Raw genomic sequence first — 13,755 nt, forward strand, 5'->3', positions numbered from 1 at the left:
TTTATCCCTTCATTTAATGAAGAGTAATCATGCAATAACTGAAAATATTTGGTAGGTGGGGTTAACTAAGCGTTTACTTATGTAATCTAGGTTTAGGCATTGTTTAAAGCATATGAGAACCCTAAGGTTGTACATAAGGTAGGTGTGTGTGTCTCCACTCCTTTAATCATAAGGCTTTCAAGACATCCATCCTGTGATTTTATAAATATCTAGTTCATAAACTGGTTCACGAAAAAAAATTCAATTTTTTAGTACATAAACTTTTTTCCTTTTGATTCAATTGATCCTCATTTTACAGTAACAAATGCTTAAACCTACACTGTAATATATCCTTTGTTCTTGGCCTGCTGCGCAGTAATTTAAGCCAGGGTTTACTTACTCTCAAGCATGTAGCCATGCTATGGCTGTGTTACTCAACTTAGCCATACTTTCTGGAATATAAACAGTTCCCTTTGATATTATACTCTATCAGGATTATGTCCACGAACGAGTTAATTCGTCTAACTAACTCGAAATTGCCCGAAGTGTAGAGTTATTACTAACCCCCACATAAAATAGTCATATTGATTTTACATATATTTTGTTATCGAAAACCTAGCTTCATATACAGATATAATAGGATTTAATCATTTTTGGTGGGCATCGTGGGATTCTACTACCAAATAATCTTTATTTTTAACTTCCTTAAATAGTATAAACATGAAATATAACAACTTTATTTTTTGATTATGCATTTACACGGGTCTATATAAATATAATTCTTGTTTTTTCTTCGCTTTTATTTGATTTAGGGCATTTAATTGAAGTTATCTATTTGTAATAAATGACAAATTTGGTACTGTTTGATGATAGTTTAATTCACGTTATACGGAATTCCGTATACTAAGACGTTAACCGGTACGAGTATGGAAAGTTACGAAACGCATTTCACTGGAAAAATACTGGAACGAGGTTTTTGGCTATATGTTTGGCGCATATCAGCTGGGCAGAAAACGGTTTGGTATGTCGGTCGTACAGGGGATAGCTCATCAGCAAATGCAGCATCACCATTCGGTCGTTTGAGTCAGCATTTAGATTTACGGCCATCTGCTAAAGCCAATATGCTAGCTAAGAACTTACGCAGTTCAGGTATGGTTCCAGAGGATTGTGAGTACAGGCTTTTAACATTAGGTCCTCTATTCCCGGAGCAAAATGATTTTGAAGCTCATAAGCCCTATCGAGATATTGTTGGTAAGTTGGAGGCCGAGCTAGCTTACAACTTAAGCCAAAGAGAGTTGTCGGTTCTTGGTTCGCACCCGAAGCGGGGTTCCTTTGATAAAGTTTTGTTTGCAGAGGCGCTTAAAAAAGTAAATGTATTTATCAAAAACGGTTAACAAGTCAAAGCACGCAGAGGTGGTAAAGCTGTGTTTGAGGCGTTAGGCTACTAGGGAAAGTTATGAGTACAGCAGAGGTTATATCTGAAATTTTTAGCACTCGTGAGATCATATCTATTGTTGCCATTTTTGTGGCTGTTATAACTTTTATTGTGACTAACGCTTGGAATTATAAAAACCATAAGAAAGATATAAAAAAGGATACGCTTTTAAAGGTGTCAGGGGCTATTAATAGACAAACTCAGTTAATTATAAAAATGGCTGATGTTAATACTGAACAGACTGAAATTAATAAAGTACTCTCCGAAAACGAATTTATTTTTGGACAAATGTTTACTGCTGCAAATGCAGAAACATCTAAAGTTGTCCTCGAGTACCTAGCAAATATAGCCGAAACTATCTTTGAAATAGGTTTACAAAAAGGTAACCCTGAATGTGATCAACGTGAACTTTTTTCGTTCGCACTTTCTAAGCACACGGAGCACATGTTGAAAATGCCTAAAGTTATTTCTGTTATAAAAAAAGAATTAGGAATAGCTGGAGGTGTTTTAGAGTTAGACAGTGCAATCAAAACAGGTTGTGATCTAATAAATAGTAAAATAAAACCACTATTGAAGAGTGCTGGTAATTAGCCTAACAACAATAAGAATAGGTGTCGCGCAACCGACACCTTATTCGGGTGTTAGACACGGGAATCAAACAGACATGAGCAGAAACCTAATTTCAAAGTCACTAGCGAAGCCAACAAGGGAGCTTTTAACAGATGTTTCTGAGTTAGGGCTAGATGAGGTAATTGATAAAGTTAGTCGAGAGTCTGAACTATTGAAGCAGCTCCCTATAGTTAAGTGGCTGTTCATTGGTAATGATATAAGGTCTACGTTTCAGTCCGCTTTTTTCATAAAGAAGTATTCACAGTTTATTGGCAAGCTTTCTCATGCAAATATGTCAGAAGACGATTCTGAAAAGCTATTAGAACTCACGTTAGACGATGGCAAAATTGAAAAAATAGTAGACAACACCATTTTGTACTTAGATCGATATCAAAATGAGCTAAAAGCTCAGCTCCTAGGTGAGCTATTTATCCAGACTTTCAAGAACAGGTCTTTCACTGCTAAGGAATACAACTCTCTAATGTTCAGTATCGAGTTGATACACCCTTACACTGGGATTGATACACTTGTTGAATTTTATGAGTACAAGGAAAGAATGGACGCAGAAAGTGATGATAAAAAGAAAAGAGAGATATGGACGGAGGGCAGCAAAATTGACTATGCACCTTTATCTACATCTGGGTTATTGAAGTTGCCTGTAGGTGGCTCGATAATGGGAGATATAGGTGGTGCCTATCTTAATGACTTGGGCAGAAGGTTTTATGAGCTTGTAGTTTGCAATTGCAATGTTATCGACGACAATGCCTAACAAGCGGCAGCACTGCGACTGCTTTTACGCTCCTTCGTTGCTTCAAAGCGGCGCGTGAGCAGAGCGTTGGTATATAGGAGTTTTATGCAACAGGTTCTAAAAAATACTATTGATTATTCAACAGATAAAGCAGTGTTGTTCCAATTCGAATCGAGAAGTAAGCTCGCAGCATACAGTATGGGAATTTACTGTACATTAATTGAATTATCAGAATCTTTTCATACATTAATTCAAAGCCAAAATTATACAGGATCTCTGTCTATATACCGTTCATTTATTGAGAATTTCGTTGATTTAAAAAATCTTAAGTTAAACGGATTTTATGTCAACCAACTAGATCATGGTAGCTACGAGCAAGAGAAACGAATGCTTAAGGCTGCTAAACAAGGTAACGTTTATTTAACGTCTATTGCTAAATATGCCGATGATAAAACTCCTAAAATTGAAGCAGAAATTAAGCTGTTAAAAGAAAGTAATGAGTTTAAGTTATGTAAAAATATCTATGAAAAATTTTGCTTAGCTGGCATGGAACAAGAATATAGAGGTTTATATCCAACATTAAGTGCAGAGTCGCATTGTAGTCTAGATGCTATATTTTCAAGGCATTTTGAATATGATCCAGCTAATAACAAAGTCAACTTGGTTATTCATAGCAAAGATAAAGATAATGATTACGAAATTTACATCGCTAATCTAGCTAATTATCTAATTACCGCAGGAATACTGGTTGCCAATATATTAGAAGGTCAGCAACTAAATGAGTTCGTTCTAAAAAAAGAAGAAATTATCTCTGCGTTGGCGTAAACATTTAACAAGGTATTTAAAACGGAACTAAAACAGTTGGTTAAGTTTCGCTACACATTATAACCAAGTTTTTTAGTCCGCTTAATGCGGCGTTAATCTTAATTTGGCCATACTTTCTGTAATGCGATTCGAACTCTTTGAAGCATAAGCACTAAGCCAGTTTTGTCCATCAATGGCTTAGGATGATAGCTCTAAGCCGAAACTGCCCCAAACTGCGTTAGAGCAGAAGTTCACTAACAATGTCTGGTCCGTGTGTATTGAGAAAGATAGCCGGTGTTACCTTGAGTTTGACGCGGACATTTGGCAACGAAGTTTATTACTAGAGAAATATCTAAAGGTGATTATGAAAGCCTGAAATTGGATAAGACTCTATTTAAACTAGTAAGTAGAAAGGTTCATTGATCTATCGTGCCACTATTTTAGTAAACCATGATATGGTTGCTAACCATATGTATTTGTTAATACCTGGAGTATAAAAGTGGAAAAGGTTAGGTATACCGTCAGTAATATTCTTCAGAATAAAACCAAGTTTTATTCTCTTACAATGCCAACAGATGTTTTATCTAAATGTTGCTTTGTTTCAAGTCGCGACGAAGATCCTATTATGGGGTTTCAGCGTACCCTAGATGAAAAACGAGCTATGGAAATTGCCAATTATATTGATAATGAAGAAGGAACAATTCCATCTTCAATTATAATTTCAGCGCAAGATGTTGCTGATGTTGAAATTATTGGTAGAGGCCGAACTTTAGAATTTATGCCAGATCCAAAAGCTTTCCTTATTCTTGACGGTCAGCATCGCGTTTATGGTTTTTCTAAAGCTAAATCAATACTTCGCGTACCTGTGGTAATTTATGTTGGTTTAAGCAGGAAAGAAGAATCAAGATTATTCATAGATATTAATTCAAAGCAAAAAGGTGTTCCTTCTGAGCTCTTACTTGATATTAAGCGAATGGCTGAATATGAAAATTCAACTGAAGAGTCATTACGTTCAATTTTTGACTTGTTTCACGATGATCCCAATAGTGCTCTATTAGGAAAATTGAGCCCTGCATCTAAGTCAAAAAATAAAATTAGTAGAGTTACATTTAACAGTTCTGTAACTCCGGTTGCTCAATTTTTTGGGAATAGAGAAACAGAAGAGCTTTATGCCATTTTAAATTGTTACCTAAAGGCCTTTTTATATGGGTTCTTTAAGGAAAATAATATTGAAGAACAATTGTGTAATTCTACTATTTTTAGAGCCTTATTTGCAGTATTTCCTGAAGTGGCCGCTAAATTAAAAGATCGTCATGGCCCTGATTATACTGTTGATAATTACGATAGTGTTATGGCTGAAATGTTTAATAAAATTAACTTACAAAAAATTCGCAAGCCAGGTAGTTCTTATAAAGCAATTGCTACACACTTATCAAACTCGATGAAAAGTAACTTTACTCTATAGCATGCAGATTATTACAGATGTATTAAGGGCACATTTGCTTCCAGGCTTAAGCAATGTAGAAGCAGTTCCTCATTTAACATTTAGGGGCTGGTTGGCAAAAAAAAGTTTCAAAATGACAGAGCCCCTTGAAAGCAAAGCTTTTAAATTAGATGTTTATAGCCATAGCGAGCTTCTGCTTCCCTACGCATACGACATTAACCGAATGGCTGCGTCATCAATCGAGAGTATGAATGGAATAACTCCAGAAAATGGACTACCTAAATCTACAGGTTGGCTAATTATTCGTTCTTACTATAGCGCCTATTTTGCTATGCATGCACTGCTGAGGTTATTTGGGATTAGCTGTAGCCAACTTGATAGTCATGAATCAAGAGCAGTTACAGATGTTGCTAGAATGTATTCACTCCAGAATGGAAATACAGCCTCTAGTGGATATTATCGGTGCCAATATGATTTCACCAGCTCAACTATTATATTTAAGCAGTTAAATAATACGCACCAAGATGTTTGGAAAACGTTTTATGAACTTTTAGACACGTTAGCTACAAAGGTATCGTCGTCTGATTTTCGAAAAAAAGACAGGGATATAACCGTAGATTTTCTCTTTAAATTACGAGAAGGTCTGTCGTGTCGCAATACAGTAAATAGTGGTAATTGGCTTTCACAAATAAGAAATGAAGTTAACTATACTCATTCAATGGGAGCTTGGTATCCATACGTTAATTCTTCCGATGAACATAATAAAATGTTTAGATTAACTAGTAACTGGAAGCAGACACCAACGGCAGATATTATTAACGATAACGTAGGAAAGTGCGATCAACTTTTGTTTGTTAGTACATGTGTCACAGTCGTTTCTTTATGTCACTCAATGATTTCCGATTTACATAATATTAATAGCAACATATTTCTTAAGCACGGTGCCATCAGACTAGTGAACCAAATATAAACACATAACGAAGCGTTAATATCATGTTGCTTTATATAATACGAACCATATTCTTTGAAGCATAAACTCTAAGCCGTTATGTCCACGAACGAGTCTGCCGACGTTGCTGATTCTGATTTTGCCTCAACGTAACAGCCCTAATAGGGGATTTTAACGTTACTTAAGGCTCGCAGAGTCAATCCAAAAAAACTGAGAGCAGACGCTGTTTAAATGTTCCCAACGTTAAAACGAAATCTTGAGTGTTGAATTTAGACTGGTTTATTCCGAGTCCCCAATCAATGTTTACGCCAAGCCTGTCTGCAGCCGAAGTTGAGTTTAATTTACCAGCACTAGAGCCACAGATATTGTCGATATCAAAAACCTGTTCAGTGCTACGATCTAATCGAATAACGGTATTATTGTCTGGCAGGTCTTCAGCTATACGCTCAGCAAAACATGATAACTGACTTTCTGCAATGGTATACAGCCATGCCTCTTGGTTCTCAGCGTCACTTATACGCAATATTCGACCTAATACCTGCCTGAAGTACAATTCGGTTTTAATGTGGCTTAAATGGCAGCACACTTGCAATCGTGGAATGTCAGTTCCTTCGGATACCATTCCAACACTAACAATCCATTGTGTATCACTTGTTCTAAATCGCGTAATTTCATTAAGGGGATCATCGTGACGATAGGTAACGATCACACCTGATTGATTGAATTCATTTTGCAATAACAATAATAAGTCGTTGGCGTGCTCAACTGATGATGCAACAACAAGTCCACCTGCTCTCGGATTAACTTGTCTTATTTCAGCTAGTTTATGGCAACTTAACCCTAATAAATACAGCATCGCTTCACGGTTGGTGATGATCGCTGAATAAGGGATAGATTCATTCATTAGTAGCTCTTGAATTGAATTAAAACACTTGGCTTCTTCATTTGAGCTAGTGATACTTAAATCATCATTATCAACTAATACAATCTTTGGAGATCGGCAAACATGGTCTTTCACAGCTTGAGATAAACCATAAATGTAATCACATTGGATTTCATCTTCGGGCTTAGAATATCGAGCGAGTGAAATGGGCTGAGCATCTGATCGCCATGGTGTCCCCGTTAGAGCTAAGGTGAAGGCTGCGTAATCTTGGATCTTAGTCAGTATTTCCATTCCCCAAGCATTTGCTTCAATAACACTGTTACCTGAGCAGTGGTGAATTTCATCGAACACAACTAATACACGATAACGTTTAAGTAGATCCCAAAACTCATCATTCATATACAACATGTTTTGATAAGTGTAAGAGCCACCAATTGAACCAACACCACCATTAAAGGTACAGTTTAATCGCCAAGAGAATGTGCTTTTAATACTTTCTGCCACAGCTAAAGATGGAGAAAAGCATAAGACTAAATCTATGATGCCTTGTTTTTTTAATGATGATGCTATTTCAGCTGCCATTACAGTTTTACCTGCACCTGGTGTCGCCAAACACAAAAAATGAGGTTGTCCTGAAGTGAATTTATTTAATGCTGCATCTAAGCATTCTGACTGCCAATTTCTTAGCATTTTATCATGCTGCCAGCTCTACGATGTTTAACACTTTTGTTAACGCATTCACTTTTCCAAGCAATTGAACAGAGCGTTCTCGGGTTTCTAGATAGAATGGTTTGAACAGATCATTTTGTTTCGGAAAGCGTTGCATTAAATCTTTAAATTCCTCGACCTCGCTTAATGAGATAGCAAGTTCTGCTTCATATGTTTTCTTTTCTTTAGATAATTCATAGCGGAAATCAGTACTACTTTCGTCTTTTTCGCTACGTAATGATTTTACTTTAGGTTGCTGTGTTACAGGTACGTCAGTAATGGATTTCATCACAAAATCAGCAGTAATAAATGTTTCTGATTTGGTGTATCTGCTCTTTTTTACTTCCGAATGAGTATGCTTTATTAGTAATTTCAGCTTGGTTAGTTTACAAATTACACGATAAATGCATTTACGAGTTTCAGTCTTATCATTAAAAAACTCTGACTCGTACATGAGCGCGTCTCTTATTTCTGAAACTGTAAAATTATTTATATTTACTACTATCAATAAATTATATACATCTGGATGCAGTGCTATAGCTCTCGCCATTATTAAAATCTCAAAACTAAAAACTTAGGATTGCTAAGTATACAGTAATCAGTAAAACTTAGACAATCTAAGCTATTCAGGATTACTAAGATGAAACACCTGTGGTCAGAGAAAACCCAATACCAACTCGCCTTAAACAAGCGCGTAAAAAAGCTAAAATTACCCAAAAGGATTTGGGGATTAAAATAGGCATGGAACCAAGTTCGGCAAGTGGACGCATGAACCACTACGAAAAAGGCCGTCATACTCCAGACATCACCGCTTTGCAACGCATGGCTGATGAGTTAGGTGTGCCACTTAATTACTTCTTTTGTGAAGATGACAGTACCGCTGAGCTAGTGTGCTTGATTGATAAATTATCAGAAGATGAGAAGATATTATTGATTAGTAAGTTAACTAGTAATGTGTCCGAATAGACTATAGCTTAGGAAAAGAATAGTTTCGATATTCGATGCTTAAGTACTTTATCAAATGTTCTGGTGCCGACACATTTCTGCAATGTGTACCGTATTGCTTAAGCTCCAAGGGCGTTAACTCAAAAGCCCTAGTTGATGTCGTGAGTTAGGGCTTTCTATTAAATTAAACACCGTTTAAACAGGGACGGGGAGTGAGCTTTTCTCAGGTTCTTTAAGAACAGGAGTGTACGCCAAATATATAGCTTTTTTCATGTCCGTAGAAAATAATGTTACAGGTCCGGCGTAAGTAAGTACGTTCAAAACCAATTTATGGAAAATGTCCAAACAAGCCAAGACCTCACCTCTTTTCTGTTGATCTTCTACACTATTCATTTTCTTCGAGGTTGGATGTGCGCTTCCGTTGCGAACTTTATTCCAAAGCTTTTTATCCTTTGCCCCCAAAACTTCTTCATTAATCAGAATCTCTAACGCCTTAGCTGCTGTAATATTCATCCAGTAAGACACACTTGATTTTAAGCGTTCCAAGTGTTTCTGTTCTATGTCCAAATCATCAAGGTTTTTCTTGATATCCGTAATAGCTGAAACTAAATTTTGGTCTACACGGTGCATTTTGAAGTTAGGAATATAAATATCATTCAATATGCCTTCGATAGCAACAGCCAATACTAGCTCCGCAAGGTCATCAGTTGTATTGAATGCGCGCCAGACTCTTTCCCAATGATTGCTTAAACAGTTAAAGTAATGACGGTATTCTTTATGTAGCTTTAAAATTTTTTCAAATAGCTCAACACTATAATTACCTCTGCTGGGAGGTATTTGCACATTGCTCGGTATTGGATTACTTGAACGTTTATGGGACAACTGATTGTTGAAGCTTCTAATAATACATTTGTTTATGTGCCCTACATTTGTGAAAAGGATATAAGGTTGAATTAATGTTCCGCATGAAAAACCCAGATGGAATTTAAGGCACTGCTCTATCGCTTCTGGCTCACTCCCCCCAATTGCTTTGACAAACCTGTACTCAGATTCATTTACGATCCTGATCTCTGTGTTACCGATGTTAAAACTAAGCTCATTAAACCCATGCGATTCAGACTTTGTAGCAGATGACGTTGTGGTATTTGCTTTGTTATAAGGGATATCTATTTCTTGTTCGAATTCAAGATGTAGGTATGTCTTTTCTACATCGCTATCTTGAATTTCTTCTGATTCAATAGATGAAAGAGGGATATACATAATTTTATTTTTCTGTATCCCAAAAGCAGATAGTTCTAACCGGAAACCTTGTGTTTTCCATGTTCGACCTGAAATGTCAACGATCTCAGCAAATAGCGTTTCCTCTAGATTTAATGAGTCTTTAGGAAATATTAGTGTTATATCTCCATTTGGTTTATGGCTATACTGAGTATCAGTACAGACGAACTCCATGTACAAGTTACCAAACTTATTTTGTTTTATTGTTCCATGTCCCTTTAAAGAAGGTCCATCTTCACTGTTCTGCCAAACATGAATCGATAAACAGTGAATCTCCATTTTCAACGTTCTGATCGTAGCTATAAACTCTTGACTGAAGTGCATAATTTACCTATCAATAGACAAACATAATTTTTAATTATACCTATTTAATTCACTAATCAGTGTTTAAGGTATCAAAATACATCTTCTCATCCGAATTAGCAGAGTTAAGATTAACGCTCTAACTCATCATGTCCAGCATGGCTTGGTGCAATAACGCTAAGCCGCTTCTGCCCCAAAGTGAGTTAGAGCTTTGGCTCTCTCGCAATATACTCATATTAATTTTCCATACATTTGTTGATGTATTATTACTGTGGTGAAGTGAAAAAGAACTCCGTGTTAGCTAGCTAAAAAATGTCAGTTGTTCGATACATACATTAGGGCATGTTTCTTAAGTCAAAACTGGCTTTGCATACAGGCATAATGACATTGAATCATTTTTTGCTAAAAATGCGTTACTTATATTACCAAACAGTCTCAGTTTCACTTTCTGTAAAAAGCTAATGTATTGAAATATAAAGCTTCTGTACTTTATCAAATTGACTTATAGATAGCCTTATAAATAAAAGTCTCAATTTTGCGGAATAAAGAGATCAAGTTCTGATTAAATAAAAGTATGTAACGCATTGATTTATAAGTTAGTTTAAATTGGTATTTAGATTTTTTCAGTCGTCTGAAAAAAGACTTATGAAGACGTCTGTATAATACACTGTTAACTGGCAATTTATACTCGCAATAGTTTGAATTTTTGAGAGTTTTTAATACGAGAATTGAAAATATGTTAAAATAAGTATATGGTATAGACAAGTTTGTTTAGGTCAGCTTTAGCTGAGGTTACAATCGGTTGTTTTGTTGTTGGTCCTTACATCGCCTTACCCTGTTTTTTATTGCTAATTACTCTAGTTTATTTATTAGTTACAAAGACAAATAAGGAGGTTCCTATGGAAAAAATCAACAACTCAAGTAGCGTACTAACATCTCACCTAATCTCATCAACACTTGGGGTTTTCGGTGGTGTAATTGCCAACACAATGACCGTGTTGTCCTAAACAAATTTCCCCTCTTACTTTTAAATCACCTTCGTTCTCAAATACAAGCCAGTTAACAAGTACTTTAAACGGAACAAAAAAAGTTGGCTATTGTTCGCTTAAGTGTGCGTTATCTCACTTATTTACATTGGAGACCAAATTTTGTCGGGACAATCAAAAGGTACAGTTTATGCTCATGCATATTTCTCTGCTTCAGTAGAAAGAACGTTACAAGCTGATAATTTCGGCGATATATTTGCAGGTTTAACTAGTGTTGCTTTGACTGCATTTATGGTTGAGAGCTATTTGAATTACCTTTGTGAAAAGCTATGCGATTTTGAGTCCAGAGCAGATGCGTTTTTAGATGATAACAATCATTTAGAAATTGACAAAAAGCTTAGGGAGCTTCCAAAGAATGATCTATCTCTTCATGTTAATTTAGCTGAAAATTTAGGTTACAAACAACAAACAGAAACAATAATAAACTCACTTACTTCTTCTTTAAGAAAGGCAAACCGCGCAGAATTTAAACTTGATTTTAATAAAGGAATGTCATTTTACGAATTAGAAAAGAAGTATAAGTTATCAACTAAAAATAAGTTAAAAGCTTTATTAAAAGCCTCTAATGTAGAGCAACCTAAACGCGATAAATTTGTGCAACAGTTTACGCAACTATTTGATGCGAGAAATGCCCTCGCACATGGCAGAACCGAAAATGTTTCTGAATCTTTTACTAAAGAACTTACTAACGATATCTCTAAATCTGTTCCTGCAATAACTGCAAGTTGGCAAGAGAGCTGTTCAATTAAAAAAGCAAATGAAATGTATAGTTCATCGAAGGAACTTGTGTCGTTTTTTAATGAGACGTTCTTAAAAGAGTTCTCGCCATTAAGTAACTTAAGTTCACAAATATCAGCCGTGAGCTAACAAGGCGTTTAAGCGGACTAAACGTCAATTTTAAATTGGAGTATATTTTTTGAGTGTAGGACAACAGAGTGGAATTGATACCACAAAAATAACAAAACCAATTCAATTGCTGGCTGCCTGGTTGGTGGGATTGATTTTCGTCAACGGTATCTTTTTAACGACAGCAACTTCATTTGTAGAAACAGAGTGGTTAGCTGCTGTTTTAGTTATAGCCGCTGTTATAAACGTTCCTGTATTTTTGGTGTCAATATTTCTACTACAAACGAAATTCAGACCCGAGATGCAAGAGGACCATTATTACAATGAATATATTAAAGATAAACTCGGGAGATTGAAATCAGAAAAGAAATTTTCGCCAGTAACTATTAATAACAATAACAATAACAATAATAATGATGAAGTTGTGAATGATTTTGAAGCCAAAGTAGATAACGAATGGGATGGAGTCAAATTATTATTTAACCCTCATTTAACTGGTTCAGATCTAGTGAAACAGTCTTTGCAATCAAATGACATACCAATTAATGCTGAGTTTGGTCATAAGGAATGGATTCCCGAGTTTGTTATTGGCATAGGTCGTTATTTAACTTATGAACAAATAGGAATGATTCTGAATGCTTTAAAAAACACTCCTGCGAATAGGGTTGGGTTTGTTAATGATGATGATGATATTTATGAATGGGATAGAACGGTACTTATTGGTTCCTACTACACGAATGCCCTTGATAAAACTTATTCAATCGATGCAGCTTTAGAAATTCATAAAAGTGTTGATGGTATAGCTCAGAAGTTCTACCAAAAAATATTTGATAAACAACTTGATGAAGACGTTTAACAAGTACTTTAAACGGAGTAAAACAGTTGGTTTTGTTTCGTTTCTAAACAAGTATAGCCAACCATTTTTGTCCGCTTAAGTGGGCGTTAATCTCAGCTTCGCTATACTTGTAGTAATGCGAAACATCCTCTCTGAAGCATAAGCTCTAAGCCATTTCTGTCCAGTTCTAAGCTCTGTACCTGTTCCATTCTATGTGAACATTCTATGTTCCATTCTACAATAATCATGACCATTATCAGTAATAGGAGGTCATGATGATTGTAAAGAACTCAAATCACGTACATGGTGCTAAGAAGCCATTTAGACTAGAAGAAATTTGGGGTATTCGAACCAGACTCCAAATTAATGATAATCCAATGCAACTAGCTCTCTTAAACTTGGCTATAGATAGCAAACTGCGTTCATGTGACTTACTTAGAATGAAAGTTGGAGATGTTTATTCCCAAGGTATCGTTCACGAGTACAGCTTAATCAAAGCAAAACAGGTAATGACGTTCAATTTGAAATAACACCTAGAAGTCAGCAAAGTATCTGTAGGTGGATCTGTTCGGCAAAACTGGGAACTGAGAGCTACCTATTTCCCAGTATTCGCAGAATAGGCCAACCGATTAGTTATTCTTATTACTCAAAAATTATCAAGTCGTGGGCGTTAAGCTTAGGGCTGGATGATAACTTATATGGCACGCATTCGATGAGACGAACCAAAGCTACGTTGATATATGCACGTACTAAAAATATACGTGCAGTGCAACTGCTTTTAGGCCATACAAAAGTAGATAACACAATTCGATACTTGGGCATTGAGATTGAAGATGTCCTGAAGTTATCTGAGGAAACGGATAGTTAAATTTAGTTCGGCCTTCAACCACTATAGTTGAAGACCAAACATGCCCCAAAATGTATATGGAATCCACGTATTTAC

General features: G+C 35.9%; 12 protein-coding genes and 1 pseudogene. 10 read left to right on the plus strand and 3 right to left on the minus strand.

Going from position 1 to position 13,755, the window contains the following annotated elements; genetic code table 11:
* Nucleotides 1-905: 905 nt before the first annotated feature.
* The 6 genes from HRT96_RS10110 to HRT96_RS10135 all read left to right on the plus strand — a co-directional run bounded on the left by HRT96_RS10110 (nucleotide 906) and on the right by HRT96_RS10135 (nucleotide 5,989).
* Nucleotides 906-1,373: a hypothetical protein gene (locus HRT96_RS10110; RefSeq protein ID WP_293155822.1), complete on the plus strand. Its 468-nt coding sequence runs from the start codon at nucleotides 906-908 to the stop codon at nucleotides 1,371-1,373.
* Nucleotides 1,374-1,435: 62 nt separating this feature from the next.
* Entirely contained in the window at nucleotides 1,436-2,005 is a 570-nt protein-coding gene (locus HRT96_RS10115; protein WP_293155825.1) for a hypothetical protein, read from the plus strand.
* 73 nt (nucleotides 2,006-2,078) lie between these two features.
* Nucleotides 2,079-2,792: a hypothetical protein gene (locus HRT96_RS10120; RefSeq protein WP_293155828.1), complete on the plus strand. Its 714-nt coding sequence runs from the start codon at nucleotides 2,079-2,081 to the stop codon at nucleotides 2,790-2,792.
* An 84-nt stretch (nucleotides 2,793-2,876) separates the two neighbouring features.
* A complete protein-coding gene (locus tag HRT96_RS10125; RefSeq protein ID WP_293155831.1) occupies nucleotides 2,877-3,596 on the plus strand; it encodes a DUF5677 domain-containing protein in 720 nt (239 codons plus the stop codon).
* Between the two features lie 478 nt (nucleotides 3,597-4,074).
* Nucleotides 4,075-5,040, plus strand: coding sequence for a DGQHR domain-containing protein (locus tag HRT96_RS10130; RefSeq protein ID WP_293155834.1), 966 nt, complete (start codon nucleotides 4,075-4,077; stop codon nucleotides 5,038-5,040).
* Between the two features lies 1 nt (nucleotide 5,041).
* Nucleotides 5,042-5,989: a hypothetical protein gene (locus HRT96_RS10135; RefSeq protein WP_293155837.1), complete on the plus strand. Its 948-nt coding sequence runs from the start codon at nucleotides 5,042-5,044 to the stop codon at nucleotides 5,987-5,989.
* 175 nt (nucleotides 5,990-6,164) lie between these two features.
* Here HRT96_RS10135 and HRT96_RS10140 read toward each other — a convergent pair whose 3' ends face one another.
* Entirely contained in the window at nucleotides 6,165-7,541 is a 1,377-nt protein-coding gene (locus HRT96_RS10140; RefSeq protein WP_293155840.1) for a DEAD/DEAH box helicase family protein, read from the minus strand.
* A gap of 4 nt (nucleotides 7,542-7,545) precedes the next feature.
* Nucleotides 7,546-7,848 carry a hypothetical protein gene (locus HRT96_RS10145; RefSeq protein ID WP_293155843.1) on the minus strand — a complete coding sequence of 101 codons (303 nt, stop codon included), beginning with the start codon at nucleotides 7,846-7,848 and terminating at the stop codon, nucleotides 7,546-7,548.
* A gap of 362 nt (nucleotides 7,849-8,210) precedes the next feature.
* Here HRT96_RS10145 and HRT96_RS10150 point away from each other — a divergent pair, with 362 nt between their 5' ends.
* Complete coding sequence (locus tag HRT96_RS10150) at nucleotides 8,211-8,525, plus strand: helix-turn-helix transcriptional regulator (RefSeq protein WP_293155846.1); 315 nt, start codon at nucleotides 8,211-8,213, stop codon at nucleotides 8,523-8,525.
* Nucleotides 8,526-8,699: 174 nt separating this feature from the next.
* On the opposite strand, the gene HRT96_RS10155 is transcribed toward HRT96_RS10150, so the two are convergent.
* Nucleotides 8,700-10,106, minus strand: a complete 1,407-nt coding sequence (locus HRT96_RS10155; protein WP_293155848.1) for a hypothetical protein — start codon at nucleotides 10,104-10,106, stop codon at nucleotides 8,700-8,702.
* A gap of 1,127 nt (nucleotides 10,107-11,233) precedes the next feature.
* Between HRT96_RS10155 and HRT96_RS10160 the strand changes: the two genes are divergently transcribed.
* From HRT96_RS10160 to HRT96_RS10170, 3 genes and pseudogenes are all read left to right on the plus strand, one after another.
* Nucleotides 11,234-11,998, plus strand: coding sequence for a hypothetical protein (locus tag HRT96_RS10160; RefSeq protein WP_293155851.1), 765 nt, complete (start codon nucleotides 11,234-11,236; stop codon nucleotides 11,996-11,998).
* Between the two features lie 49 nt (nucleotides 11,999-12,047).
* Entirely contained in the window at nucleotides 12,048-12,833 is a 786-nt protein-coding gene (locus tag HRT96_RS10165; protein WP_293155854.1) for a hypothetical protein, read from the plus strand.
* Nucleotides 12,834-13,087: 254 nt separating this feature from the next.
* Nucleotides 13,088-13,680, plus strand: a pseudogene (locus HRT96_RS10170) (tyrosine-type recombinase/integrase).
* Nucleotides 13,681-13,755 lie beyond the last annotated feature (75 nt).

The sequence above is a fragment of the Moritella sp. genome (assembly GCF_013215705.1).
Classification (GTDB): domain Bacteria; phylum Pseudomonadota; class Gammaproteobacteria; order Enterobacterales; family Moritellaceae; genus Moritella.

What these genes read in the sequence shown, in the direction of transcription:
- HRT96_RS10115 (WP_293155825.1), top strand. Translation starts at nt 1,436, where the DNA reads ATGAGTACAGCAGAGGTTATATCTGAAATTTTTAGCACTCGTGAGATC.
- HRT96_RS10110 (WP_293155822.1), top strand. Translation starts at nt 906, where the DNA reads ATGGAAAGTTACGAAACGCATTTCACTGGAAAAATACTGGAACGAGGT.
- HRT96_RS10120 (WP_293155828.1), top strand. Translation starts at nt 2,079, where the DNA reads ATGAGCAGAAACCTAATTTCAAAGTCACTAGCGAAGCCAACAAGGGAG.
- HRT96_RS10135 (WP_293155837.1), top strand. Translation starts at nt 5,042, where the DNA reads ATGCAGATTATTACAGATGTATTAAGGGCACATTTGCTTCCAGGCTTA.
- HRT96_RS10155 (WP_293155848.1), bottom strand. Translation starts at nt 10,106, where the DNA reads ATGCACTTCAGTCAAGAGTTTATAGCTACGATCAGAACGTTGAAAATG.
- HRT96_RS10145 (WP_293155843.1), bottom strand. Translation starts at nt 7,848, where the DNA reads ATGAAATCCATTACTGACGTACCTGTAACACAGCAACCTAAAGTAAAA.
- HRT96_RS10125 (WP_293155831.1), top strand. Translation starts at nt 2,877, where the DNA reads ATGCAACAGGTTCTAAAAAATACTATTGATTATTCAACAGATAAAGCA.
- HRT96_RS10140 (WP_293155840.1), bottom strand. Translation starts at nt 7,541, where the DNA reads ATGCTAAGAAATTGGCAGTCAGAATGCTTAGATGCAGCATTAAATAAA.